The organism is Camelimonas sp. FR25 (assembly GCF_059740505.1).
In genome coordinates, this window is sequence record NZ_JCAWFG010000099.1 from 1 (window position 1) to 24,295 (window position 24,295).

The 24,295-nt window shown below is 68.2% G+C and carries 22 protein-coding genes; 10 read left to right on the top strand and 12 right to left on the bottom strand.

Going from position 1 to position 24,295, the window contains the following annotated elements:
* Positions 1-289: 289 nt before the first annotated feature.
* A complete protein-coding gene (locus AC6A67_RS14185) occupies positions 290-2,644 on the bottom strand; it encodes a heavy metal translocating P-type ATPase (protein ID WP_498037206.1) in 2,355 nt (784 codons plus the stop codon).
* A 158-nt stretch (positions 2,645-2,802) separates the two neighbouring features.
* Between AC6A67_RS14185 and AC6A67_RS14190 the strand changes: the two genes are divergently transcribed.
* The 4 genes from AC6A67_RS14190 to AC6A67_RS14205 all read left to right on the top strand — a co-directional run bounded on the left by AC6A67_RS14190 (position 2,803) and on the right by AC6A67_RS14205 (position 6,244).
* Positions 2,803-3,225 carry a MerR family transcriptional regulator gene (locus AC6A67_RS14190; RefSeq protein WP_498037207.1) on the top strand — a complete coding sequence of 141 codons (423 nt, stop codon included), beginning with the start codon at positions 2,803-2,805 and terminating at the stop codon, positions 3,223-3,225.
* A gap of 241 nt (positions 3,226-3,466) precedes the next feature.
* Complete coding sequence (locus tag AC6A67_RS14195; protein ID WP_498037208.1) at positions 3,467-3,655, top strand: hypothetical protein; 189 nt, start codon at positions 3,467-3,469, stop codon at positions 3,653-3,655.
* A 172-nt stretch (positions 3,656-3,827) separates the two neighbouring features.
* A complete protein-coding gene (locus AC6A67_RS14200; protein WP_498037209.1) occupies positions 3,828-5,216 on the top strand; it encodes a leucyl aminopeptidase family protein in 1,389 nt (462 codons plus the stop codon).
* Between the two features lie 122 nt (positions 5,217-5,338).
* Positions 5,339-6,244, top strand: coding sequence for a C40 family peptidase (locus AC6A67_RS14205; protein ID WP_498037210.1), 906 nt, complete (start codon positions 5,339-5,341; stop codon positions 6,242-6,244).
* Here the strand turns inward: AC6A67_RS14205 and AC6A67_RS14210 are convergent.
* Complete coding sequence (locus AC6A67_RS14210; RefSeq protein WP_498037211.1) at positions 6,241-7,449, bottom strand: BMP family lipoprotein; 1,209 nt, start codon at positions 7,447-7,449, stop codon at positions 6,241-6,243. The genes AC6A67_RS14205 and AC6A67_RS14210 overlap by 4 nt on opposite strands.
* A 183-nt stretch (positions 7,450-7,632) precedes the next feature.
* Here AC6A67_RS14210 and AC6A67_RS14215 point away from each other — a divergent pair, with 183 nt between their 5' ends.
* Positions 7,633-8,439 carry a HesA/MoeB/ThiF family protein gene (locus AC6A67_RS14215; RefSeq protein WP_498037212.1) on the top strand — a complete coding sequence of 269 codons (807 nt, stop codon included), beginning with the start codon at positions 7,633-7,635 and terminating at the stop codon, positions 8,437-8,439.
* Positions 8,440-8,458: 19 nt separating this feature from the next.
* Here AC6A67_RS14215 and AC6A67_RS14220 read toward each other — a convergent pair whose 3' ends face one another.
* The 7 genes from AC6A67_RS14220 to AC6A67_RS14250 all read right to left on the bottom strand — a co-directional run bounded on the left by AC6A67_RS14220 (position 8,459) and on the right by AC6A67_RS14250 (position 16,167).
* Complete coding sequence (locus AC6A67_RS14220) at positions 8,459-8,866, bottom strand: hypothetical protein (protein WP_498037213.1); 408 nt, start codon at positions 8,864-8,866, stop codon at positions 8,459-8,461.
* 343 nt (positions 8,867-9,209) lie between these two features.
* The gene (pheT, locus tag AC6A67_RS14225; protein ID WP_498037214.1) at positions 9,210-11,624 is read right to left on the bottom strand and encodes a phenylalanine--tRNA ligase subunit beta; all 2,415 of its coding nucleotides are present in this window, start codon (positions 11,622-11,624) and stop codon (positions 9,210-9,212) included.
* An 18-nt stretch (positions 11,625-11,642) separates the two neighbouring features.
* A complete protein-coding gene (gene pheS, locus AC6A67_RS14230) occupies positions 11,643-12,761 on the bottom strand; it encodes a phenylalanine--tRNA ligase subunit alpha (protein ID WP_498037215.1) in 1,119 nt (372 codons plus the stop codon).
* A 261-nt stretch (positions 12,762-13,022) separates the two neighbouring features.
* On the bottom strand, positions 13,023-13,382 hold the full coding sequence (rplT, locus tag AC6A67_RS14235; protein WP_498037216.1) for a 50S ribosomal protein L20: 360 nt from the start codon (positions 13,380-13,382) through the stop codon (positions 13,023-13,025).
* Positions 13,383-13,425: 43 nt separating this feature from the next.
* Positions 13,426-13,626 carry a 50S ribosomal protein L35 gene (gene rpmI / locus AC6A67_RS14240; RefSeq protein WP_498037217.1) on the bottom strand — a complete coding sequence of 67 codons (201 nt, stop codon included), beginning with the start codon at positions 13,624-13,626 and terminating at the stop codon, positions 13,426-13,428.
* Between the two features lie 568 nt (positions 13,627-14,194).
* The gene (infC, locus tag AC6A67_RS14245; protein WP_498037218.1) at positions 14,195-14,722 is read right to left on the bottom strand and encodes a translation initiation factor IF-3; all 528 of its coding nucleotides are present in this window, start codon (positions 14,720-14,722) and stop codon (positions 14,195-14,197) included.
* 242 nt (positions 14,723-14,964) lie between these two features.
* Positions 14,965-16,167: a glycosyltransferase gene (locus tag AC6A67_RS14250; protein ID WP_498037219.1), complete on the bottom strand. Its 1,203-nt coding sequence runs from the start codon at positions 16,165-16,167 to the stop codon at positions 14,965-14,967.
* Positions 16,168-16,483: 316 nt separating this feature from the next.
* Here AC6A67_RS14250 and AC6A67_RS14255 point away from each other — a divergent pair, with 316 nt between their 5' ends.
* Positions 16,484-17,260 carry an alpha/beta hydrolase gene (locus AC6A67_RS14255; RefSeq protein ID WP_498037220.1) on the top strand — a complete coding sequence of 259 codons (777 nt, stop codon included), beginning with the start codon at positions 16,484-16,486 and terminating at the stop codon, positions 17,258-17,260.
* Positions 17,261-17,384: 124 nt separating this feature from the next.
* Here the strand turns inward: AC6A67_RS14255 and AC6A67_RS14260 are convergent, their stop codons facing one another.
* From AC6A67_RS14260 to AC6A67_RS14270, 3 genes are all read right to left on the bottom strand, one after another.
* Complete coding sequence (locus AC6A67_RS14260; RefSeq protein ID WP_498037221.1) at positions 17,385-17,627, bottom strand: BQ00720 family protein; 243 nt, start codon at positions 17,625-17,627, stop codon at positions 17,385-17,387.
* A gap of 195 nt (positions 17,628-17,822) precedes the next feature.
* A complete protein-coding gene (locus AC6A67_RS14265; protein WP_498037222.1) occupies positions 17,823-18,251 on the bottom strand; it encodes an Hsp20 family protein in 429 nt (142 codons plus the stop codon).
* 173 nt (positions 18,252-18,424) lie between these two features.
* On the bottom strand, positions 18,425-19,429 hold the full coding sequence (locus AC6A67_RS14270; RefSeq protein ID WP_498037223.1) for an NAD-dependent epimerase/dehydratase family protein: 1,005 nt from the start codon (positions 19,427-19,429) through the stop codon (positions 18,425-18,427).
* A 248-nt stretch (positions 19,430-19,677) separates the two neighbouring features.
* Between AC6A67_RS14270 and AC6A67_RS14275 the strand changes: the two genes are divergently transcribed.
* The 4 genes from AC6A67_RS14275 (at position 19,678) to pstS (ending at position 23,884) form a co-directional block, all read left to right on the top strand.
* Positions 19,678-19,884: a hypothetical protein gene (locus AC6A67_RS14275; RefSeq protein WP_498037224.1), complete on the top strand. Its 207-nt coding sequence runs from the start codon at positions 19,678-19,680 to the stop codon at positions 19,882-19,884.
* A gap of 7 nt (positions 19,885-19,891) precedes the next feature.
* On the top strand, positions 19,892-20,944 hold the full coding sequence (locus AC6A67_RS14280; RefSeq protein WP_498037225.1) for a lysylphosphatidylglycerol synthase domain-containing protein: 1,053 nt from the start codon (positions 19,892-19,894) through the stop codon (positions 20,942-20,944).
* 125 nt (positions 20,945-21,069) lie between these two features.
* Positions 21,070-22,593, top strand: coding sequence for an ATP-binding protein (locus AC6A67_RS14285; RefSeq protein ID WP_498037226.1), 1,524 nt, complete (start codon positions 21,070-21,072; stop codon positions 22,591-22,593).
* Positions 22,594-22,867: 274 nt separating this feature from the next.
* Entirely contained in the window at positions 22,868-23,884 is a 1,017-nt protein-coding gene (pstS, locus tag AC6A67_RS14290) for a phosphate ABC transporter substrate-binding protein PstS (protein WP_498037227.1), read from the top strand.
* Positions 23,885-24,295 lie beyond the last annotated feature (411 nt).

The window sequence follows — 24,295 nt, forward strand, 5'->3', positions numbered from 1 at the left end:
GTGGATGGTCGGGTCAGGCCCGACCATGACGGTTGGGAGGGGGCGCGAGGGCGACGCGTCTGTCGTCGGGCGATTTGGCGGATGATTTTCCGTTCCATGGCGCAGCAACGCTCAACCCATGGCCGCGCTCGCAACACGCTACTTCCAGCGCCCCCGCTCCTGCCACACCCCAGAGCTGTCGTGCCCGTGCCTGTCACGGGCATCCCCGTCTTGCTCACGGTTGGCGGCGCGGTTGGCAAGACGTGGATGGTCGGGTCGAGCCCGACCATGACGGTTGGGAGGGCGGCCGTCAGCTGTCGCGCAGCCGCAGCAGCCTGAGCGCATTGGCCGTCACCAGCACGGTGGCGCCGGTGTCGGCGAGGATGGCCATCCACAGTGGGGTTTCGCCGAGCAATGTGGTGACCAGGAATACCGCCTTGAGCCCGAGGGCGATGACAAGGTTCTGCCGGATATTGCCCATGCCGGCCCGGGCGAGGCGGATCAGGCTGGCGACGCCGCCGATGCGGTTACTGAGCAAAGCGGCGTCGGCGGTTTCCAGCGCCACATCCGTGCCGCCGCCCATGGCGACGCCGACTGACGCCGCCGCCAGCGCTGGCGCGTCATTGATGCCATCGCCGACCATGGCGGTGGGGCCCGGCAGGGCCTGGATGGCGGCGAGCTTGTCGGCCGGCAGCAGTTCGGCCTTGGCCTCGAGCCCAAGCGCCGCGCCAATGGCGCTGGCGGTGCGGGCGTTGTCGCCGGTCAGCATGACCGGCGTCACGCCCAATCGCCGCAGCGCCGTGAGGCCAGCGGCTGCGTCATCGCGCGGCTCATCGCGCAAGGCGATCAGCGCCAGCGCCTGGTCGTTCTCGCTGACCACCACGACGGTCTTGCCCTCGGCCTCGAGGCGCGCCGCCGCAGCTTCCGCCCCGGCGGGCAGCACGCCCAGCTCGCGCGCCTGACGCGGCGAACCGACGGTGACCCGCCCGCTGGCCAGCTGTCCGGAGACGCCCTTGCCGGCGCTGGCGGCGCTGCCCTCAAGGGTGCGTGGAATGGCGAGGCCACGCGCCTCAGCCTCGGCGATGATGGCGAGGCCGAGCGGATGGCTGGAGCCTGCCTCCACCGCGGCGGCCCGCGCCAGCGCCGCATCCACGACGCTGTCAGCCCCCCGCGCAGCCGCTGGATCAACCGCCGTGGCGGTGTCGGTTAGCGCGACGATGTCAGTGACGCGCGGCTCGCCACGGGTCAGCGTGCCGGTCTTGTCGAAGGCGATGGTCCTGACCCGCGCCAGCGTCTCCAGCGTTACGCCGCCTTTCACCAGCAGGCCGCGACGGGCGCCATTGGCGATGGCGGCGGCGATGGCGGCTGGCGTGGAGATGACCAAAGCGCAGGGGCAGGCGATCAGCAGCACCGCAAGGCCGCGATAAATCCACGTGTCCCATGGCTGGCCAGCCAGCAGGGGAGGGGCGATGGCCACCAGCGCGGCGAAGATCATGGCGGCGGGGGTATACCAGCGGCTGAAGCGGTTGATGAAGCGCTCGATCGGCGCCTTGCGCTCCTGGGCGTCCTCCACCATGGCGATGATGCGGGCGATGGTGTTGTCTGCGGCCCTGGCGGTGATGCGCACCCGCAATTCCGCCGTCAGATTGATGACGCCAGCGTAGATGCGGTCGCCAGGACGCCGTGACGCGGGCGTCGATTCGCCGGTGACCGGGGCCTCATTGACGTCGGACGCGCCGGCGATGATCTCGCCATCGGACGGGGCTTTGTCGCCGGGGCGGATAATGACGATGTCGCCGACGGCGAGCGCGTCGATGGCGACGCTCTCGACTACGCCATCGCGCTCGCGCAGGGCCGCGCGCGGCAGCACGTCGAGCAGCGCCTTGACGCCGGCGCGGGCCCTGCCCGCCGCCACTCCCTCCAGCATCTCGCCGATATTGAACAGCACCACCACGGCGGCGGCTTCCACCGCCTCGCCAATGACCAGCGCGCCGATGGCGGCGACCACCAGCAGCGTCTCAATAGTGAAGGGCGAGCCGCTGACAGCCGCGGCCCAGGCGCGCCGGGCGATGGGCGCCACGGCGATCAGCGTGGCGAGGCTCCACACCAGCCGCGAACTGTCAGGCGCCGCCAGCGCGATAATGCCGGCAAGGCCGACGACGGCGATAGCCAGAAGGGTGGACCACAGGCCGTCGGGCGCCCAGGCTGGCGTCAGCTGGCGGAACCAGGCCGGGGCAGACTCCGGCGCGTGGCTGTGACCGGCGTGATCGTGATCATGCCCAGCAGCCTTATCGTGATGTTCGCCGTGCGGCCCATTGCGCGTGTGGTGATGCGCTCCGTCATGGTCGTGGTCGTTGTTATGGTCATGGTCGTGGCCTGCGCCGCAGCAGGCGCTGGCCTCGGCGGTGGCAGCCGGCGCGTCGGCCAGCAGGCCGGGGGCGTCCGTCAGGCGGGCGGCATAGCCCAGCCGTCGCAGCGTGGCCTGAACGGTCTCAGGGTCGGGCAAGGCGTCTGGGCCATGCAGGGTCAGCCGTTGCAGCGTGACGTTGACCACCGCCTCGCCGACGCCGGGCAGGCGGCGCGCCGCCGTCTCGATCTTCAGCGCGCAGGCGGCGCAATCCATGCCATCTACATGAAAACGCAGGCGTTGCGGCGTCGTCGTCATCGGCTGGTCTCCCTGCCAGGTGGGCGTCAGCAGGCCCCGGCGGCCCTTGCGTTACGCTGCGGTCCTTGCGTTACGCTGACGGAACCAACAGATAAGGTCTGTAGTCACTACAGGGTCAAGCGGCGTCTGCGGGCGCGGCGGAGCCAGGGGGATTGGTCATGCCCGGAGAGACACACGCCGCGCTGAGCATTGGCGCGCTGGCGCGCAAGGTTGGCAGCAATGTCGAGACCGTGCGCTATTACGAGCGGATCGGCGTGCTGCCGCCGCCGGCGCGGACGGCGGCGAACTACCGGCAATATGACGCCGGCCACCTGCATCGGCTCAGCTTCATCATGCGGGCGCGGCGCCTGGGGTTCTCGCTGGATCAGGTGCGGGCGCTACTGGCCCTGTCGGCGCGGGTGAGCCAGCCCTGCGCCGAGGTCCACGCCATCGCCCAGACCCATCGCGACGACATCGACCAGAAGATCGCCGATCTGACCGCGCTGCGGGCCGAACTCGACGTGCTGCTGTCGCACGCCCACACCGGGGTGATCGCCGATTGCAAGATCATCGAGGCCTTGTCGCCGGCAAGCATGGGTTAACCACCTCTGGCGACCAACGCGGCGCAATTGCGGCGGCGCCACACACATCACACGCGCTGTAATTTGTTGGATTATTTGATATAAATTGCTTCATCCCGAAACGGCGCGGACCCGTGGCGCCCCGTAACCATTGATTCACGACGCTTCTTAAGCGCTGGTGAAGTCGCCGCCCCTAAGCCTCACAGCATCAGAAATCAGGCCGCCAATGCGCCTGGTCCGGTTGTGGCCGCAGGGAGATGTCATGATTTTGCGCGGGGCCCGTTCCACTTCGCAGCCGCCGTCGCGGCTGACTGCTTCGGTCATTGAACACCTGCTGATTGCGACGCTGATCGCCATCGCCATCGTCACCGCCGTCAGCACCATCCGTCACAGCCTGCCGACGGTGATCCAGACCAGCAGCCAGACCGCATCGCTCAGCGCCGACCGCTGAGCCAGCGCGGCGCAGCCTGCTGCGGATGCGGTGATGCCGCCTGAACGCCGTGCGCGGGCGCAGGTCGGCTTTTACCCGGGCGGCCTTTCGCCGTACAAAGGCAGGCGCGAAGCTTTTGCTTCGCCGTCGCGCCGCTGTCCGGCGCGCCTGCCCGAAACAAGGATTGCACCGCGTGCCGCTGAAACTGCTGCGTGAGCCGGAGGCGAACGCCCTTCCGGTCTGGTTCGCCACTGTCGCCAATTGGGACGCCGTCGCCGCGCAATTGCCGCCGGTGGCTGCGGCCTTCGCCGCCGCCCAGGGTTATGTGGGCGGCGCCGGCAAGGGCCTGCTGCTGCCAGGGCCAGACGGCGCCATCGCCGGGGCGGTGTTCGGCCTCGATAACGCCGACGCCCGCCATGTCGACCCCTTCCTGGCCGGCGGCCTGTTCGCGCTGTTGCCCGCCGGGGTCTGGCGCTTCGCCAATGCGCCGACTGACCCGCAGGCCACGACGCTGGCCATGGCGCTCGCCGGCTACAGCTTCAACCGTTATCGCAGCAACGCCAGGGACAAGGAGCTCAACCTTGTGGTTCCTGAAGGCGTCGACGCCGCCGAGGTCTGCCGCATCGTCGACGGCGTGTTTCTGGCCCGCGATCTGATCAATACCCCGGCCAATGACATGACCCCCGCCGACCTCGAGCGGGCGGCGCGCAATCTCGCCGCGCGTTTCGGCGCCGAGGTCACCTCCGTCGTCGGCGACGCGCTGATCGGCGAGCAATTCCCGCTGGTGCATGCGGTGGGCCGCGCCTCGGCCACCGCGCCACGGCTGATCGATCTACGCTGGGGCGCCGAAGATGCGCCGAAGGTGACGCTGGTCGGCAAGGGCGTCAGCTTCGACACGGGCGGCCTCGACATCAAGCCATCCGCGGCCATGCTGCTGATGAAGAAGGACATGGGCGGCGCCGCCGTCGCTTTGGCCGCCGCCCAGATGATCATGGACGCCAATCTGCCGGTGCGGCTGCGCCTGATCATCCCGGCGGTGGAGAACGCCATTTCGTCCAACGCCTTCCGTCCCGGCGACGTGCTGCCGAGCCGCAAGGGCCTGAGCGTCGAGATCGGCAATACCGACGCCGAGGGGCGGCTGATTCTCGCCGACGCCCTGAGCCTCGCCGATGACGAGGCGCCGGAGTTGCTGTTTGATTACGCCACCTTGACCGGCGCCGCCCGCGTCGCCACCGGCCCGGAGCTGCCGCCGTTCTACGCGCGCGACGAGACGCTGGCGGCCGACATCGCCGCCACCGGCATGGCGGTGAATGACCCGGTGTGGCGTCTGCCGCTGTGGGGCGGTTATGAGCGCCTGCTCGATTCAAAGATCGCCGACATCAATCATGTGTCCAGCGGGCCCTTCGCCGGCTCGATCACCGCGGCGCTGTTCCTCGGGCGCTTCGTGGAAAAGGCCGGCGCCTGGGCGCATTTCGATATTTACGGCTGGACCCCGTCGGCCCGCCCTGGCCGCCCGGAAGGCGGCGAGGCCCAGGCGGCGCGGTTGACCTACGCGCTGGTGCGCGCCCGCTACGGCGGCTAGAGCATGCGCCGATCACTCCGGATCGGCTCATGCCCCTCTTTCCATGCAGGGAGCGTATTCTCCTCGATCAAACGATTCCGTCTGATTGGAAAGCGCTCTAACGGCGACAGAGAGCAAACGCCATGGTTCGCGATCCCCGCGTGACGCCGGCCCGCCCCGATCTCGCCGCCGCCAGCCTGCGCGGCGAGGTGACGGCGAATCGCTTTGTCGAGCCGCGCCGCATGCGCGTCGCCAGCTTCGCCACCGCGGTGCGGCGCGCCCCACGCGGCGATGCGCCGCTCGACACTGAGGCATTGGCCGGCGAGGCCATTGACGTTTACGACGTCGACGATGAGGGCTGGGCCTGGGGCCAGCTCGCCTCAGATGGCTATGTCGGCTATGTGGCGGCTGATGATCTCATCGCCGCGCCACAGGACAAGGACGCGTCGGTAAGCGCCGCGATGTTCAGGGTCAGCGCGCCGCGCACCTTCATTTACCCCATTGCCAATATCAAGGCGCCGCCGCTGGGAGCGCTGCCGCTCAACGGCTGGGCGACAGCCTCCAGCACGGTGGAGGCGAAAGACGCGGCGGCAGGCGCTGCGGCGGCGCGGTTCCAGCATCTGGCCAGCGGCGGCTTTGTCTATGCCCGCCATCTGGCGGCGCCTGGCGCCTGGGCGGCGGACGCCGCGACCGTGGCCGAGCATTTTGTCGGCGCGCCCTATTTGTGGGGCGGGCGCACGGCGCTGGGCCTCGATTGCTCGGCCCTGGTGCAGATGGCGCTGATGGCGACGGGGCGCGCCTGTCCGCGCGACAGCGACATGCAGGCGGCGCAATTGGGCGTGGCGCTGGCGCCCGATGGGGCGCAGACCAGCCTTCAGCGCGGTGATCTGGTGTTCTGGCGCGGCCATGTCGGCATGATGCTCGACGGGCTTAGGCTGATCCACGCCAATGGCCACCACATGCAGGTGGCGGTGGAGCCGCTGGCCGAGGCGGTGGCGCGCATCGCCCGCGACGGCGGCGGCGACATCATCGCCCTGCGGCGGCCTTAACGCATGGCTGGCAGCGGGCAGGTTCCGTCGACCGCCACGGCGGTCACCGTCCTGGTCCCGCTGGCGATGGCCGCGCGCAACTGGCCGAGCTCCTCACGCACCTCCAACGGCGCGGTATTGAACAGCGCCTCATTCACATTGAGCGCGACGGCGTCCTCCTTGAGGCCGACGCTGACTGGGCCAGCCTGCCACGCGGCTTTTTCCGTGCGCAGGGCGTCGAGCACGGTCGCGCTGTAATTGCGCGTCTGCGTCGCCAGCACATTGTGGGGAAACAGCGCCGCCGCCATGGTGTTGCGCGTGACGGCAAGCGCGCCATGATCGCGCACCGCATTCATGGCGCCAGCGCCTGCTGCGCCGCCTGGCGTCAGTACAATGCCAGCGCCGCGATCAATCTGGCTGCGCGCCAGCTGCGCGCCCCGGCTGGCTTCGACCTTCAGATCGAGGTCTGGCCCAGGCAGGTCGGGCAGCAACCGCGTATCTGGCGCGGCGGCGGCGAGCCCCTGGGCGGCGGCGCACAGCGCGCCGCGACGCCCCTCATCTGGCGCGGCGACGAAGCCGACGTCATGGTCATCGGTGAATTTGCCAGCCAGCCAGCCGCCGAGCCAGTCGGTCTCGCGGTCGCGGAACTGGATAGCGCGAATATTGGGGCCATTGGCGGCGGCGCCGATCAGCGTCAACCGGTTGTCGGGCAGATCCCTGGCGAGCTTTTCCACCAGCGGTCCGGATGTGGCGCTGACGATGATGATCGCCGGGTGGTTCTGGGCGAGGCTGCGAATGGTTTCCTCAGCCTTGGCGGCGGTCACCGCCACCAGTTGCGCTTTGCGCGCCCCGCCCTCGGTGAAGGCCCGCACCGCCGCTTGCGCGCCGCCCCAGGGCTCGGCGCTGCTGACGCCGTCATCGATCACCACGACCGCAGCTTCTTCGGCGACGGCGGGAGCGGCTGGGGCGGCGGGAGTGGCGGCGGCAGGCGGCGCGACAGCGGGAGGCGATGCATTGGGCGGCGCGGCATTGGGCGGCGCCGCCTGGGCGAGGGCCACGCCAGCGACGCTCACCGTCGCCGCTGGCGCGAGGCCCAGCATGGCGGCGACCAGCGCCAGCCTGAAATAGTTGTTGCGCCGCCAGTCGCGCCGACCAGCCTCTGTCGTTGCGCCTCGACGGGTGTTTGCTTGCGGCGCGCGAGGCGCCGGGCCGTCAATCCTTGTCATCCATGTCATAGTAATGACGCCGTCGCCCTGCGCCACCCCCCTTGCGACAGCTGTGATCCGGCGCAGGGTCCGGTCACCCTGTCGGCCAGTGCGCGCTGCGATTGACAGCAGGCCAGCGCTCGCGGATGCAGGGGCGGGGCCGGGCGTCGGGTGAGGGCGCTGGCGAGCGGGCGGGAGACGGTGATGTTCGACGCAGATGAGGTCGAGCGCTATGCGCGCCATCTGGTGCTGCGCGACATTGGCGGGCCAGGCCAGGCCAGGCTGAAGGCGGCGCGGGTGCTGGTGGTGGGCGCGGGCGGTCTCGGCGCGCCGCTGGCGCAATATCTGGCGGCGGCCGGGGTCGGGAGCATCGGCCTCGTCGATGACGATGTGGTGTCGCTGTCCAATCTGCAGCGGCAGGTGCTTTTCTCAACCGCCGACATTGGCCGCCTCAAGGTCGCCGCCGCAGCCGATGCGCTGGCGCGGCTCAATCCGCATGTCACGGTGATCGGTCACGCCACCCGCCTCGATGCGCGCAACGCCCGCGATCTGGTGCGTGACTACGACGTGGTGGCGGAGGGCTCCGACAATTTCGACACGCGCTATGCGGTGTCCGACGCCTGTTTCTACGAGAAAAAACCGCTGGTGATGGGGGCGCTGGGGCAGTTCGACGGCGCGCTCACCACCATCCGCGCCCATGAGCGCGGCGCAGACGGCGCGCCGAACCCGAGCTGGCGCTGCCTCTATCCCAACCATCCGCCGCCAGATCTCGTGCCGACCTGCGCCCAGGCCGGGGTGCTTGGCGCGGTGGCTGGCGTGATCGGCTCGCTGATGGCGGTTGAGGTGATCCGGGCGATCACCGGCTTTGGCGACAGCCTTGTCGGCAAATTGCTGACCATGGACGCCGCCAGCATGCGTTTTCGCCTGCTGAACTATGCCTGGGACCCGGCCAATCCATTGTCTGGCACGCCGGCGGCAGGCAGCGGCGATGGATCGGGCGCTTCTGGCTGAGGCTGCGCCTGCGTCTGGCTCAGCGACTACGCCGACCTGGGTTGATGATCGAATCGGGCACCGAGAAGCTGGCGGAGGCGCGGCCATTGTGGCGCCGCGAGCGGTAGCTGCGCGAATAGCGCCGGTCGCGGCTTCTATAGCGGCTTTCGGCCCTTTCGGCGCCGGCGCCGGCGCGCTGTTCGCCATCATTGGCCACTTCCGGCGTCACCATGGCGCCGCCGCCGGCCCGCGCCGGGCCGAAGCTGGCGAGGCAGGCGTTATAGGCCAGAGGCTCCTTGTAGCGCTCGCAGTCATCGATTGAGCGCGGCGCGGCGCTCGCCGCCTTGGCGCGCGGGCTTGCTTGAGCGGGCGCGGCGATAAGCCAGCCGCCCGCGACGACGGCCAGCAGCAGCGCCGCCCGCTGCGGCCAGGATGTGCGCGTACTCACGTCGGCAGTCTCCCCTCAGCGTGGCGCCGACGCCGGGGCGGACAGGCGCAACGCTCAACTGTTGGCCCAGTGAATGCTGCAAATGCGACGCTGGCAAGGCCCCCGGTTCTTAAGGCCGCAAGGCTCCGGCGGCAGCGCCCCAAGTTCTCAAAGCGCCGGCAAGGCTGAGACGTCGCAGCCGCTGCCGACCGACGGAGGGCGGCCGTCAACGACAATGACCCGCGCAGCTAGGCTGCGCGGGCCACAATGACATGACAGCAATGAGCAGGCGCCCATGCGACCTTTGGCGTCTGAGCGACGCCAGGGCTGGCCTCCCGATGCGCCATGCGCATCGGGAATACGGTCAGGCGCGCAGGGCGGCGCCGGTGCGCTTGGCGGCGGCGGCGACGATCTTCGCCGACACCTCCTCAATCTCCGCATCCGTTAGCGTCTTGTCCTTCGGCTGCAAGGTGACGGCGATGGCCACCGACTTCTTGCCAGCCTCGACGCGCTCGCCCTCGTAGACGTCGAACACCGTGACATCGACAATGAGATTGCGGTCGGCGCCAGCCACAGCCTTGACCAGATCGCCAGCGGCGACGGACGAATCGACGACGAAGGCGAAGTCACGGCCGAGCGGTTGCAGATCGGGCAGGCTGAGTTTGGCCCGAGCCCGCGTCGCCTTGGTCTTGGGCGCAGGCAGGGCGCTGAGATTGATCTCGAACGCCGCCAGCGGCCCCTTGACGTCGAGGGTCTTCAACGTCGCCGGGTGCAGCTCGCCGAACCAGCCGATCACCGCCTTGGGGCCGAACTGCACGGTGGCCGAGCGGCCAGGGTGCAGCCAGGCCGGGCCACCTGGCACAATCTGCGCGCCAGCCGTCGACACGCCCAACGCCGCTAGCAAAGCGAAGACGTCGTCCTTGGCGTCAAACACCGTGACCGGCTTGGCGGCGCCGCTCCAGCTGCGGCCTGCGCCGCCGACGCCCGCCGTGCCACGGCGCAGGCCGGCGGCGACGATGGACTGGCCTTCCGGCAGGTCAGAGGCGAAGGTCTGGCCCACCTCAAACAAGGCGGTGTCGCCATAGCCACGGTCAGCATTGCCCTGGGCGGCGGCGAGCAGGCCAGGCAGCAGGCTGGGGCGCATGTCCGACATGTCGGCGGCGATCGGGTTCGACAGCTTCAGCGCCGGGCTGCCGCCGCCAAAGGCTTCCGCTTCCTTCGCCGAAATGAAGGAATAGGTCACCGCCTCAACCATGCCGCGCGAGGCGAGCAGGCGGCGGGCCGTGCGGGTGCGGCGCTGCAGCGTGGTCAGCACGCCGATGCTCAGCCCGTCCGGGCGCGGCAGCGGCGTTGCGGCCACCTGGTCGATGCCGGCGATGCGGACGATCTCTTCGACCAGATCGGCCTTGCCTTCCACGTCGGCGCGCCAGGATGGCGGGGTCACCGTCACCACCTCGCCCTCGCCGGCGATGGCGAAGCCGAGGGCGGTGAGGATGCGGCGCATCTCGGCCTGGTCCAGCTCAAGGCCGGTGAGGCGCTTCACCTCGGAGAAGGGGAAGCTGATCTGACGCGTGGCGTCTGGAATGGCGCCGGCCAGGGTGACGTCGCTGGCCTCGCCGCCGCAGATGTCGAGCACAAGGCGCGTCGCCAGCTCCATGCCCGGCATGTTGAAGGCCGGGTCGACGCCGCGCTCGAAGCGGAAACGCGCGTCCGAGATCAGGCCGAGCTTGCGGCCGGTGCGGGCGATGTTCAGCGTGTCCCACAACGCCGCCTCGATCAGCACGTCGGTGGTGTCGTCGCTGACGCCAGACGTCTCGCCGCCCATCACGCCAGCCAGCGATTCAACGCCATTGTCGTCGGCGATGACCACCATGGAGGCGTCGAGCGCATAGGTCTTGCCGTCGAGCGCCAGCAGCTCCTCGCCGTCCCTGGCGCGCCGCACCACCAGATCGCCCTTGACCTTCGCCGCATCAAACACGTGCAGCGGCCGGCCCCGGTCGAAGGTCATGAAATTGGTGATATCGACCAGCGCATTGATCGGACGCAGGCCGATGTCGCGAAGCTTCTTCTGCAGCCATTCTGGCGACGGGCCGTTCGTCACGCCGCGCACGAGGCGCAGGGCGAAGGCCGGGCACAACGCCTCATCATCCAGATCGATGCGCACGCCGACCGGATTGGCGCCTGCGCCAGCGACCGGGGAGATGGCGGGGGTCTTCACCGTGCCGAGGCCGGCGGCGGCGAGGTCGCGGGCGATGCCGGCGACGCCCAGCGCATCGGCGCGGTTCGGCGTCACCGACACCTCGATGATCGCGTCATCCAGACCAGCCCAGGGAGCGAACGCCGCGCCAATGGGGGCGTCCTCGGGCAGCTCCATGATGCCGTCGTGGTCTTCCGACAATTCGAGCTCAAAGGCCGAGCACAGCATGCCGCGGCTCTCGACGCCGCGAATGACGCCGACAGCGAGGGTGATGTCCTTGGCCGGCACATAGGCGCCGGGCGGAGCGAACACGCTCTTGAGGCCCGCGCGGGCGTTGGGCGCGCCGCACACCACCTGCAGGGGCGCGCCGGAGCCGTCATCGACCATGCACACCCGCAGCTTGTCGGCGTTGGGGTGCTTCTCGGCCGAAATGATGTGGGCGATCCTGTAGGGCGCAAGCTCCACGGCGCGGTCGCGCACGCTCTCGACCTCAAGGCCGACCTGGGTCAACGCCTCGGCGATGGCGGCGGTCGAGGCGTCGGTGTCGAGGTGTTCCCTGAGCCAGGAAAGGGGGAATTTCATCGTCAAACTCCAAATTGCTCAGGAAGACAGGCCGCCGGCCAGCGACGGCAGATCGAGCGGGCGGAAGCCGTAATGGTCGAGCCAGCGCACGTCGGCCTCGAAGAAGGGGCGCAGGTCGGGCATGCCATATTTCAGCATGGCGATGCGATCGATGCCCATGCCCCAGGCGAAGCCCTGGTACTCATCCGGGTCGATGCCGCAATTGCGCAGCACATTCGGATGCACCATGCCGCAGCCGAGAATCTCCAGCCAGTCGTCGCCCTCGCCGAAGCGGATCTCGCCGCCCTTGCGCGAGCACTGGATGTCGACTTCCGCCGACGGCTCGGTGAACGGGAAGAACGACGGGCGGAAGCGCATCTTGACGCTGTCGACCTCGAAGAACGCCTTGCAGAACTCTTCCAGCACCCACTTCAGGTTGCCCATATTGGCGGTCTTGTCGATCACCAGGCCTTCGACCTGATGGAACATTGGCGTGTGGGTCTGGTCTGAGTCGGTGCGATAGGTGCGACCTGGGCAGATAACGCGGATCGGCGGCTTCACCGTCTGCATGGTGCGGATCTGCACCGGCGAAGTGTGGGTGCGCAGTAGCTTGCGCGTGCCGTCGGCGGCCTCTGGCAGGAAGAAGGTGTCGTGCATCTCGCGCGCCGGGTGACCTTCCGGGAAGTTCAGCGCGGTGAAATTGTAGAAATCGGTCTCGATATCCGGCCCTTCGGCGACGGCGAAGCCCATGTCGGCGAAGATGGCGGTGAGTTCGTCCACCACCTGGGAGATCGGGTGCAGGCGACCACGGGCCTGGGGGGCCTCGCGCAGCGGCAGGGTGACGTCGACGCGCTCGGCCTCGAGCCGGGCGGCGAGGGCGGCGGCGGCCAGATCATCCTTGCGGGCGCCGAGCGCCGTCTGCACGCGGTCGCGCAGGCCGTTGATCAGCGGGCCCTTTTCCTTGCGCTCATCCTGCGACATGCCGCCGAGGGTCTTCAGCAATTCGGAGATGCGGCCCTTCTTGCCAAGGGCGGCGACGCGGATCGCCTCGACGGCGGCCTCATCAGCGGCGCCTGCGATGTCAGCCGCCAGCCCCTGTTCGAGCGCGGCGAGGTCGGCGGCGAAATCCGTGGCGGAACTGGCGGTGGGTTCGGTCATTGCGGCCTCCTGGAGCCGGCGCCTGCAGCCTTGCGCCAGGGCGCCGCCGAAGGCATCAGGCCGTCTCCTGCTGATCGGTCAGTGCAGAGCGGATGGAGCCAGGGCGCAGGCCACGTCAACAAGGTGAGCGCGCCAACCGTGCAGCCTGGCCTGACGTGCAACAGCGCCGCGACGGTCTTTCGACCATCCGGCGCTGCTGCCTCGATAAAGCGGGTCGAAGGCGCGGGCGAGGCCCACGCATCCGCCAGATGGGCGGGCCGATCAGGCTGCGAGCGCAGCCTTGGCCTGGTCCACGACGGCCTTGAACGCGGCCGGCTCGCGGATCGCCAGATCCGACAGCACCTTGCGGTCGATCTCGATGCCGGCCTTGTCGAGGCCGTTGATAAAGCGGCTGTAGGTCAGGTCGTGTTCACGCACGGCGGCGTTCAGACGCTGGATCCACAGGGCGCGGAACGTGCGCTTCTTGTTCTTGCGGTCGCGATAGGCGTACTGCATCGACCGATCGACGGCCGCCTTGGCGGTGCGGATCGTATTTTTGCGGCGGCCGTAGAAGCCCTTGGCTGCCTTCAGAACTTTTTTATGCTTGGCGTGTGCGGTCACGCCGCGCTTGACGCGGGCCATGTTAGATCTCCTGGAAACCTGTCAGAATTGCTGTTGGAATGGATCAGGCGTTGGGCAGATAGAACTTCTTGATGTTCTTCGCGTCGCCATCGAACAGCACAGTGGTGCCGCGCTGGTTGCGGATCTGCTTGTTGGTCCGCTTGATCATTCCGTGGCGCTTGTTGGCCTGAGCGGCAACAACCTTACCGGTGCCAGTGATCTTGAAGCGCTTTTTTGCGCCCGACTTCGTCTTCAGCTTGGGCATTTGGCTCTCCTCAACGCGAGAGAGGCGGTTTCCCACCCCTGAACTCATTCTCATGAGCTTTCACGAACCGCCACGGCAGCCCTTTACAAGCCGGTCGGTCCGAATGAAGGCTGGCTTATGGCAGAAACCACTGGCCTGAGCAAGCGCGCCCCTTGCGGCGAAACGCCGTTGCACACAGCAGGGCGGAGTCCCGAACCAGCCGTCGCCGCCCCGTCGCCTCCCCTTTGCCGGACCCGTCCACCGTCCCCGCCCCCCCACTCTGGCCGTCGTCGCCCCCTCCGCTGTCGCCTCCGCCGTCATGCCCGTGCTCGTCACGGGCATCCACGTCTTGCGACGGTCCAGCCAGCGAGCCGGTCAGGGAGGAGCGCTGCTGCGGCTCGATAACGCGTGGATGCCCGTGACGAGCACGGGCATGACGGGCGTTGGGGCTTGTGTTGCAGGCGATAGTGACGATAAGGCGCCCAGCCCAGGCTGCGTCCTCCGACGCCCTGTCGCCGTCTGCCTGGACAGCAAAACGCCCCGGCCATGGACCGGGGCGTCAGATCATCCAGCGGAGGGCTCAGGCAGCTCAGTTGCTGCGCGGGGCCAGAATCATGATCATCTGGCGGCCTTCCATCATCGGCTCGCTTTCGACCTTGGACATTTCCGCGAACTCGTTCTTGACGCGGACCAGGAGGCGATAGCCGATGTCCTGGTGCGCCATTTCACGGCCACGGAAACGCAGCGTCACCTTGACCTTGTCGCCGTCCTCGAAGAAGCGGCGGACCGCCTTCATCTTGGTCTCATAGTCATGCTCGTCGATGCCAGGACGCAGCTTCACTTCCTTGACTTCGACGGTCTTCTGCTTCTTGCGCGCCTCAGCCTGCTTCTTCTGTTCAAGGAACTTGAAGCGGCCAAGGTCGAGGATCTTGCAGACCGGGGGGACCGAGTTCGGGGCGATTTCTACGAGATCAAGCCCGGCTTCCTCAGCGATATTGAGCGCGTCGAAAAACGGAACGACGCCGCGGTTCTGACCCGTGTCATCAATCAGCTGGACTTCACGGACGCCGCGAATGTCGCGGTTGGCGCGGGGGCCTTCCTTCTGTGGGGCCTGCATGGATCGCATTGGGCGACGAATGGCGGTCTTCTCCTCTAACTGCGCGACAATGGCTCTCCGCCACAGATGGCGATCAGATGCCGGCGCGCATGGAATACTGAAGGGCGGACATTCGCAGAATGCACCGTCAAGTCAACCCGTCAACATGCCGCGACAGCGGTTGTCAAGGTCGGAAGTCCTGCAGAAAACGCGCCCAATCGCACCGATTTGCCTCCTGAGAGCTATGGAGGTCGCTGCGCGGGTCACCCGGCTGGCCGCGACAGGGCCGCCACATAGGTATCGAGCGTGGCGTTGACCATGGCTTCGAGCGAGAAATGCTGCTCCACATGCATGCGGGCGCGCCGGGTCATGCCTTCCAGCGCGCTCGCGCCCATGGTCAGGGCGGCGCCGATGGCGTCGGCGAGGGCGGCGGCGTCGCCAGGCGGAACCACCCAGCCGGTGCGCTCATTGGCTGGCACGCGCGGCGGATACAGCACGGTTTCCGGCACGGCGCCCAGGTCGGAGACGATCACCGGCGTGCCCAGCGCCTGGGCCTCCACAGCGACGCGGCCAAACGCTTCCGGCTCGGTGGAGGGCACGGTGACCACTGCCGCCGCCAGCAGCGCGGCGGGCATGTCGGTGCAGTGGCCGACGCGGTGCACCACGCCGGTGAGATTATATTTGCTGATCATGGCGTCGAGTTCGCGCACATAGGACTCACGGCCCTGGGGGTCGCCAGCCAGCACGAAGGCGACATCGCGCAGCCCGCCGTCGACCAGCTGTTTCGCCGCCTCGATCAGCACCTTCTGGCCCTTCCAGTTGGTCAGGCGCGCCGCCAGCAACACGATGCGTTCATGCGGCGGCAGTTTCCATTCCTTGCGCAGCGCCTCGACCCGCTCCGCCGGCACCGAGCGGGCGGAGAACGCCGCCAGATTGGTGCCGCGATGGATGACGCGGATGCGCGGCCGGGCCTGCGGATAAAACGAGCAGATCAGATCGGCGGTATAATGCGAATTGGCGATGACGATGTCGCCGCGCGCCATGACCGAATTGTAGTGCTGCTTGATCGGCGACTTGCCCGAATAGCTGCCGTGGAAGGTGGTGATGAACGGCAGGTTGAGGCTGCGGGTGGCGGCCAGCGCCACCCACGCCGGGGCGCGCGAGCGGGCGTGCACCAGCGAGACGCCCTCATCGAGGCAGATGCGCATCAGCTTGCGCGCATTCAGCGCCATGGCCAGCGGGTTCTTGGTGCGGGCCGGGAAGGGGATCCAGATGCCGCCTTCCGCCTGCAATTCCCCAACAAGCCGGCCGCCCTCGGTGGCCACCAGCGCGCGGGCGCCGGCGCGCGACAGCCCGGCGGCGATATCCACCGCCGTGCGCTCGGCGCCGCCAGCATCCAGTTCCGGGACGATCTGCAGAATGGTGCGTCCGGCGAGGGGCTGGGCGGAGGCTGGAAAGTGAGTCATCTCGGGCCGGTTATCCTGGAGCGCGACGGCGCGCCGGTTGAATCCTCAGATCGGACAGCGTCTGGACGCTATCGCGCGCGCGGCTTTGCATTGCGATGCGATCTGTCGCAGAAACTGCGCCAGCACAGGGCGGGAACGCACGCGCCATGATGCCGCAGAATCGTTAACCAATTGAGCGCGCCCTGCCATGAGCGCGCGGCGTGGGGCCGCGCTTGCGGCGCGTTTGACAGCCCCGGAAGCGCCTGGGCCGGGCGCAGCGTCGCTTGTCTCCCGCAGGCGCGCCGCAGCAGGGGCTGACGGGGTGAAAGGATCAGCAATGTCGGTTGCAGCGCCAGAATATCTTGAGGTTGGCGAGGGCGCCTTGCGCCGCCGGATCGCCTTGCGCCGCCGCGACGGCGTCGGCCCCACCGTGGTCTGGCTCGGGGGCTTCCGCTCCGACATGCTGGCCACCAAGGCCAGCGCGCTGGATGAGGCGGCGGCGGCCCTGGGCGCGTCTTATCTGCGCTTTGACTATGGCGGCCATGGCGAATCGGGCGGCCGCTTCGAGGATTTCTGCATCTCCACCTGGCTGGAGGATGCGCTGGCGGTCATTAACCGCTTCGCCGGGCGCAACCCCATTCTGGTCGGCTCGTCCATGGGCGGCTGGATCGCTTTGCTGGCGGCGCGCGCCCTTGCCGAGGCCGGTAATCCGGCCGGCGGCCTGACGCTGATCGCCCCGGCGGTGGATTTCACCGAGAAGCTGATGTGGGCGTCGATGTCTGACGAGATTCGCGCCACGATCATGCGCGACGGCGTCTGGCTGCGGCCGTCGGAATATTCTGACGCGCCCTATCCGATCACCCGCACGCTGATCGAGGATGGCGCCAGCCACAATCTGCTCGACGGCGTGCTCGACCCCGGCTGCCCCACTCACATATTGCAGGGCATGCAGGACCCGGATGTGCCGTGGGGGCACGCCCAGCGGGTGTTCGAGGCGCTGCCCGCGTCGAGCGTCAACCTCACTTATATCAAGGACGGCGACCACCGGCTGTCGCGCCCGGAGGACATCGCTCTGCTGGTGCGGGTGGTCGACGCCCAGCGCGCCAGCTCCTGATCAGGGCGGCGGGGCCGTCACGACAAAGCCAGACGCCAACGCAAAATGCCCGGACCAGAGGTCCGGGCATTGTTTTACCAGGGCAGTCAGCGCCGGGCCTCGCGGCCACAAGGCGGGACTTGCATCAGTGCAGGCTGACCGGGGTCAGGTCATTGGCGAGCGCATTGGCCAGCGCCGCATCGCGCGTCTCGGTCAGCATGATCGGCGTGCCGTCGCCCATCAGCAGGGCGAACAGCTGCACGCCAGGCTGCAGGGCCGGGGCCTGGGGAAACAGCCGCTGCACGTCTTCCGAGCGGATGGCGCGCACATAAGCGAGCTTCTCGGCGGCGGCGTTGAATTCAGCATTTGAAAGTTCAGCACGGGTCATGGCGTCCTCCTCTGCGTCCCCAAATGGGCGACGCTGCTGCGCGATGGCGGGGCCATGGTCCGCCATCGCTTTCGGCCGTCCACAATGGCCCGGCCAACCCACGGCGCGGCGATGCCTGCGCCGTGATAACGCTCTGCGCTACGTCTGCGGCCCAGATGGCCCAGTCGCAGCGCGAATTCCGCTACGGCGCAGGGTTCAGTCCCGCGCCACGATGTCGATCTTGCGCACCACGCGCTGGGCGTCAGGGCGCGCCACGTCGACAGACAGCAGGCCGTTCGACAGGTCGGCGCCCAGCACCTCCATGCCATCGGCCAGCAGGAACGAGCGCTGGAACTGGCGGGCGGCGATGCCTCGATGCAGGAACACCCGGGACTTGTCGTCCACCTGGCGACCGCGGATCACCAGCTGGTTTTCTTCCAGGGTGATCTCCAGCTGGTCGCGGGTGAAGCCCGCCACCGCCAGCGTGATGCGCAGGCGGTCAGGATCATTCTCGGCGCGCTGGATGCGCTCAATATTATAGGGCGGATAACCGTCGGTGGCCGCTTTGGCCGCACGATCCAGCGCCTGCTCGATCTCATCGAACCCAAGCAGGAAGGGGTGCGAAAATGGCGATGCCCGCGTCATGCGAAGCCCTTTGCTGCGAAGCCCTGGAAGGCGCCTCGTATATTGACCCGCTCATGCGGCGTCAGAGCTGATTTAAGAAGACGCGCCCCAGGTTTCAAGCGCCTGGCGCGCCCTGTGCAACAGGCCACGTGTCGCCCCAGGGCGCGGCGGGGTGCGTCGACGTCCGCCGCGCGTTAGCTGGCGCGTCCGGGCGCAGACGCCATGCGTCGCAGGCCCTCGGTGAGGCTGTAGGGCGGCGTCCAGCCGCTGGCGCTGATCAGCCCGGAGATGTCGATGCGGAAGCTGTCGAGCAGGCTCTCGGCCATGCCGCGCCGTCCGGCGAGGGCGAGGCCATGGCGCAGCAAGGCGGGGGGGCAGGGGGTGAGCCGCGCCGGACGGCCCACGGCGGCGCCCAGAAGCCGGATGAATTCTGGCGTCGACGGCGTGTCGGCGTCGGCCAGCGTCCAGCCATGGACGACGCCGGCGGCAGGCGGGTGGGCCAGTACATGGCTGATGAAGCTGCTGAGATTGTCGCGGCCGAGAAACGCGCGCTGGTTGCGCACCGAGGCCAGCGGCAGCGGCGCGCCGCGCTTCACCGCCGTCATCAGGGCGCGGATATTGGCGCTGGGGTTGGGACCATGCACCACCGCCGGGCGAATAATGCTGACGGCGAGGCCAAGGCGGGGCGCGAGCTGCTGCAGGCCGGCTTCGGCCTCGGCCTTGCTGATGGCGTAGGCGCCCGCTGGCGCCAGCGGGCTGTCGCTGGTGAAGGCCTCGCCGGGCCGCGTGACGTGGCCATGCACATAAGAGGTGCTGACGAACACCAGATGGCGCACGCCGTTGGCCGCCGCCGCTTCGGCCAGCGCCAGGGTGGGGGCGGTGTTGTGGGCGCGATAAACCGCCAGCGCCTCCGCCTCATTGCTGATGGCGCGGTGGGCGCGCCCGGCCAGATGCACCAGCGCATCCTGTTGCGACAGGGCGTGGCGCAAAGCCTGACGGGCGTCGGCGGGGTTCGTCGCCATGGCGCTGGCCTCGGCCCACGTGCTAAAATCGCCAAGACCAATGGAGGTTACCCTGGCAAGGTCGCTGTCGGGCGCCTCTGCGCGCTGTAACAGCGTCAGCTCCGCCCCCTGGCTTAGCAGGGCGGGGACGAGGCCCTGGCCGATAAAGCCAGTGGCCCCGGTGACGGCGATGCGCATGGGCCGCTCTATCCGCAGCAGCGGAGCAGCGTGAGATGAGGCTGGCGTCTGGCTCATGGCGCAGCATTGGGCGATGGCCCGCTGAATTGCAACGACCGCCGTAGACCCCGGCCCTCGCGACATCCGCCGCGCCGGGTCGGCGTTGGGGCCTGGCGCAGCGGGCGAGGGCGCCCCATATAGGGCTTCCAGCGCAAAGGCCCGCAATTGCAGGTTCTGGCGCGGTTGCCGCCGCAATAGCCAGAAGGTGTATGGCGGATTATCGCGAACAACTGGCGGCGCTTGTTGTAATTCTGTCGAAGCGCTGGAATATGCCGCCTGATGTCGCCGTGGTCGGCGAGACCGTGACCGACGACCGAACAATTCTCCGCCTCCGCCATTTAGTCCTGGTGGAGCGAATTCCTGAACAGAAGGGCACGGATGACTGGCGGCATGGCAGGCGCCCCTGCGACACCTGAACCCCCTGTGACAGCTGCATCCCTTGCGAGCGTTGGCGCCGCCGACGTCGATGTGAGCTGTGACGCCGGCAGTACGGCGACAGAAGGGCGGCGCAGCCCGTGGTCGTGGCTCGGCGTCGCCGCCAGCCTGATTATTTTTGCGGCGTCGGCCTTTGTGCTGTGGCGCATGGCCCACACCATCAGCCCGTCAGAGGTGCTGGCGGCGCTGTCCCGCGTCACCGCCGAACATCTGGGCATGGCGGTGTTGCTGACGGCGGTGAGCTACACGCTGCTCACGGGCTATGACTTTCTCGCCTTGCGGCAGATGCGGGTGAAGGTGCCCTACCGCACCACGGCGCTCGCCTCGTTCACCAGTTATGCGGTGAGCTTCACCCTTGGGTTTCCGCTGCTGACCTCCGGCACGGTGCGCTACTGGATCTATTCCTCGCGCGGCGTTACCCCGGCGCAGATCGCCAGCCTGACGGTGATCGCCGGCATCACCTTCTGGCTCGGCATGGGCGTGGTGCTGGCCTGGTGCCTGATGACCGAGGCCGGGGCGATCTCGCTGCTGGCTCACACCAGCATCTTTGTGAACCAGCTCGCAGGCCTGCTGACGGCGGTCGCCGTGCTGGGCTATCTGGTGTGGGTGACGGTCAAACACCGTTATGTCCAGGTCAAGGGCTGGCGGCTGGAGCTGCCGGGCATGAAGCTGTCGCTCGGCCAGATGCTGCTGGGCGCCGGCGACGTCTGCGCGGCGGCGGGCGTCCTGTTCGTGCTGATGCCGGACGGTCATGGCGTCAGCTTCGCCAGCTTCCTCGCCATTTATGTCTTCGCCTGCATGCTTGGCATTATCTCGCATGCGCCAGGCGGCATCGGCGTGTTCGAGGCGACCATGCTGGTGGCTCTGTCATCGCTGCCAGGCTCGCAGGTGCTGGGCGCGCTTTTGCTGTTCCGCATGGTGTATTATCTGGCGCCGTTCCTGCTCGCGCTGGCGCTGCTCGGCGGCTATGAAATTGTCAAACGGCTGAAATCTGACCGTGAGAGAATGAGGGTTCGTGAAGGCGCGTCGGACGTGGGCTGAGCCATTGCGCCAGCGCCTCAAGGGCGGATGTTGCGCAAGGTGATGGCCGGCGCGGCCCACGTCAGCAACAGTGGGCGCGCCGCGCATGACGGGCGCGCCGTGACGCAGGAGATGGCGTAACGCCCATGCAAGTCGACAGTCAGGCCAGGACGCACGCGGCCGCTCCATCTCACAGCGCCGACGGCGCCATTAACACTCCTGTCGCCGATCACGCCCAGCCCGCTGGCAACACCCGTTCTGCAACGCAGCCGCTCGCCGCTGGCGCTGCGCCTCTCGCTGATCACCGCCTTGGCCTCGCAGACGGCGGCCGGCGGGTGGCGCGCCGCCTGATGCTTGGTTCAGGCTTGCTGGCGCTTGGGGTTGCGGCCGGGCTTGGTCTCGGCGCGTTGACGGCGGATGGTCTCACCGGCTGGATCTGGCTGGCGCTGGGCGTTGCGGCGGTGCTGCTGCTCGGGCAACTGGCGCCGACCGGCGGGACCGCGCCGTCGCGCGCCGCCGACGCGCCGATGCGTCGCCTGGTCAGCCGCCCCTCGGCGATGGGCGACATTGCGCCGGACGCCATCGTCGCCGCTTTCCCCGATCCCTGCGTCATCGTCGACCGGCGCGGCGTGGCGCTGGCCGTCTCGCCCGCAACCCTCGCCCTGTTTCCAAAAATGAGCGTCGGACGGCCGGTGGCCTTCACCTTGCGCGCGCCGGAGTTCGTGGCGGCGCTGGAGGAGGTGCTCAACGGCGGCCCTGCCGTCACCGTGCTCGTCAACCAGCGCGTGCCGGTCGAGCGCAATTTTGAGGTGGTGGCGGCGCCGCTGGACGGCGAGCGCCGGCGTGGCGCCCTGGTGGTGCTGCGCGATCTGACGCAGCAGCAGCGTGTCGAACAGATGCGCGTCGATTTTATCGCCAACGCCAGCCATGAGTTGCGCACGCCGCTGGCCACGGTGATGGGCTTCATCGAAACCCTGCAGGGCCCGGCCCGCAATGATCCGGCGGCGCGGGAGCGCTTCCTCGCCATCATGCGCGAGCAATCGCTGCGGATGAAACGGCTGATCGATGATCTTCTGTCGCTGTCGCGCATTGAGGCGCGCGCCCATCAGGCGCCCTCGGCCCGGGTCGAGGTGACGGAAGTGGCGCGTCAGATCGCCGACAGCCTGCGCCCCATGGCCGAGGAAGCGGGGGTAAGCATCAATTTCACTGCGCCGGACGCGCCCGCGATGGTGTTTGGCGACCGCGACGAACTGCTGCGCGTGGTGGAGAACCTGGTCGAGAACGCCGTGAAATATGGCGATGCCGGCAAGCGTGTCGACATCGCAGTGGCCATCGTGCGGGCAAGCGATGGCGGCGTGGCCACTGACGCCAGCCGACCCCAGAGCCAGCAGCGGGCCGGCGGGGCGCAATTGGCCATGGCCTCAGCCCAGCTTGACGAGGTGGTGATCACGGTGCGCGATTATGGCCCCGGCGTGCCGCCCGAGCATGTGCCCCGCCTGACGGAGCGGTTTTACCGCGTCGACGCTCAGGCCAGCCGCGGCAAGGGCGGCTCCGGGCTTGGGCTCGCCATCGTCCGCCATATCGTCATGCGCCATCGTGGCCGCCTGCAGATCGAGAGCCAGCCAGGCGAGGGCGCGCTGTTCCGGGTGATGTTGCCGCTGGCAGGTTGAGGCCGGGCGGTCTGCCGACCGGACGCAACGTCAGTTAGCTATGGCGTCGGCGGGGGCCTTGCAGCCGCCACTGGGCCTGCCGATGATTCCGCTGCCGCGATTGTTACAATGCCAGTCATGAAGGCCAGAATATATTGACAGGGCTGGCGTTTGCGCCGTCATACAAGCGTCATCCGCGCGGCCTAAAACGGCGGCGCTGAGACAGGCGCTGACCGCTTGCTGGATCAGCCGCGCCGCTGGGCGCAATCCGGTTGGATAACCCTGGAGAAGATCCGTGACCTTCAAAACGCTTGCCGTCGCCGCTGGCATGGCCCTCGCCGCGTTCATCGCGCCGGCCTCGGCTGCTGAAATCTCCGGCGCAGGCGCCAGCTTCCCTTACCCGGTCTACGCCAAATGGGCGGAAGCCTGGCACAAGGAAACCGGCAAGAAGCTGAACTACCAGTCGATCGGCTCTGGCGGCGGCATCAAGCAGATCCGCGCCCGCACGGTCACCTTCGGCGCCACCGACGCGCCGCTGAAGGGCGCTGACCTGGAGAAGGACGGCCTCGTCCAGTTCCCGATGGTGATGGGCGGCATCGTGCCGGTGGTCAATCTGGAAGGCGTCAAGCCGGGCGAGCTGGTGCTCGACGGTCAGACCCTGGCCAATATCTATCTCGGCAAGATCAAGACCTGGGACGACGCCGCCATCAAGGCGCTGAACCCCGACGTCAAGCTGCCGTCGTCGGCCATCGCCGTGGTTCGCCGCTCGGATGGTTCGGGCACCACCTTCAACTTCACCGATTATCTGACCAAGGTCAGCGCTGAGTGGAAGGAAAAGGTTGGCTCGGCCACCGCTGTTGAATGGCCGGTCGGCCTCGGCGCCAAGGGCAACGAAGGCGTCGCCGCCAACGTCAGCCAGACCAAGGGCTCGATTGGCTATGTCGAATACGCTTACGCCAAGCAGAACGCCATTTCTTACGCACGCCTGAAGAACAAGGCCGGCAAGGTGGTCGCTCCTGAGAGCAAGACCTTCCAGGCCGCCGCCGCCAACGCTGACTGGGCCTCGGCTCCGGGCTTCGGCGTCATCCTGACCGACGAGCCGGGCGACGACAGCTGGCCGATCACCGCCGCCACCTTCATCCTGATGCACAAGAAGCCCAACAAGGCTGAAGACGCCGCCGCAGCGCTGGAGTTCTTCAACTGGGCCTTCGAGAAGGGCGGCCCGATGGCTGAAGAGCTGATCTACATCCCGATGCCGGCCTCGGTCGTGGCCAAGGTGCGGGAAGAGTGGAAGCAGATCGCCGTCAAGTAAGACGCGCAACGGATGGCGGCGGGGCCAGGGCTTCCGCCGCCATCTGCCCATGGCGGATGGTGATGCCTCCGCCAGCGCGCCAGGGCTCTGGCCCTGCCATGGCGCCATGGCGACACTGGCCGGAACAATGTTGACGCGAGGCTTGCCGCAGCCTTTGGCGGCTTGCCACAGCCCGCCGCCGCCAGGTACAGCGAAACGTCAGCAAGGCCACGGCCTGTGACGTGCTCTGCGGAGCAGGTCGCGGCGCGCCACGGCTGAGCGCACCATGAGCGGCGCGGCGCCTGCGCCATGTCCGCAGCTATTGGGCCGGTCGCGGCCCGTCGATCTGCCGGCGTGGAGCCTGTCCCCACGCCAGACCTTATCGCAGGACCTGAAGAGCGCCGGCAGGCGCGCCAGGCGACCTGCCCATCA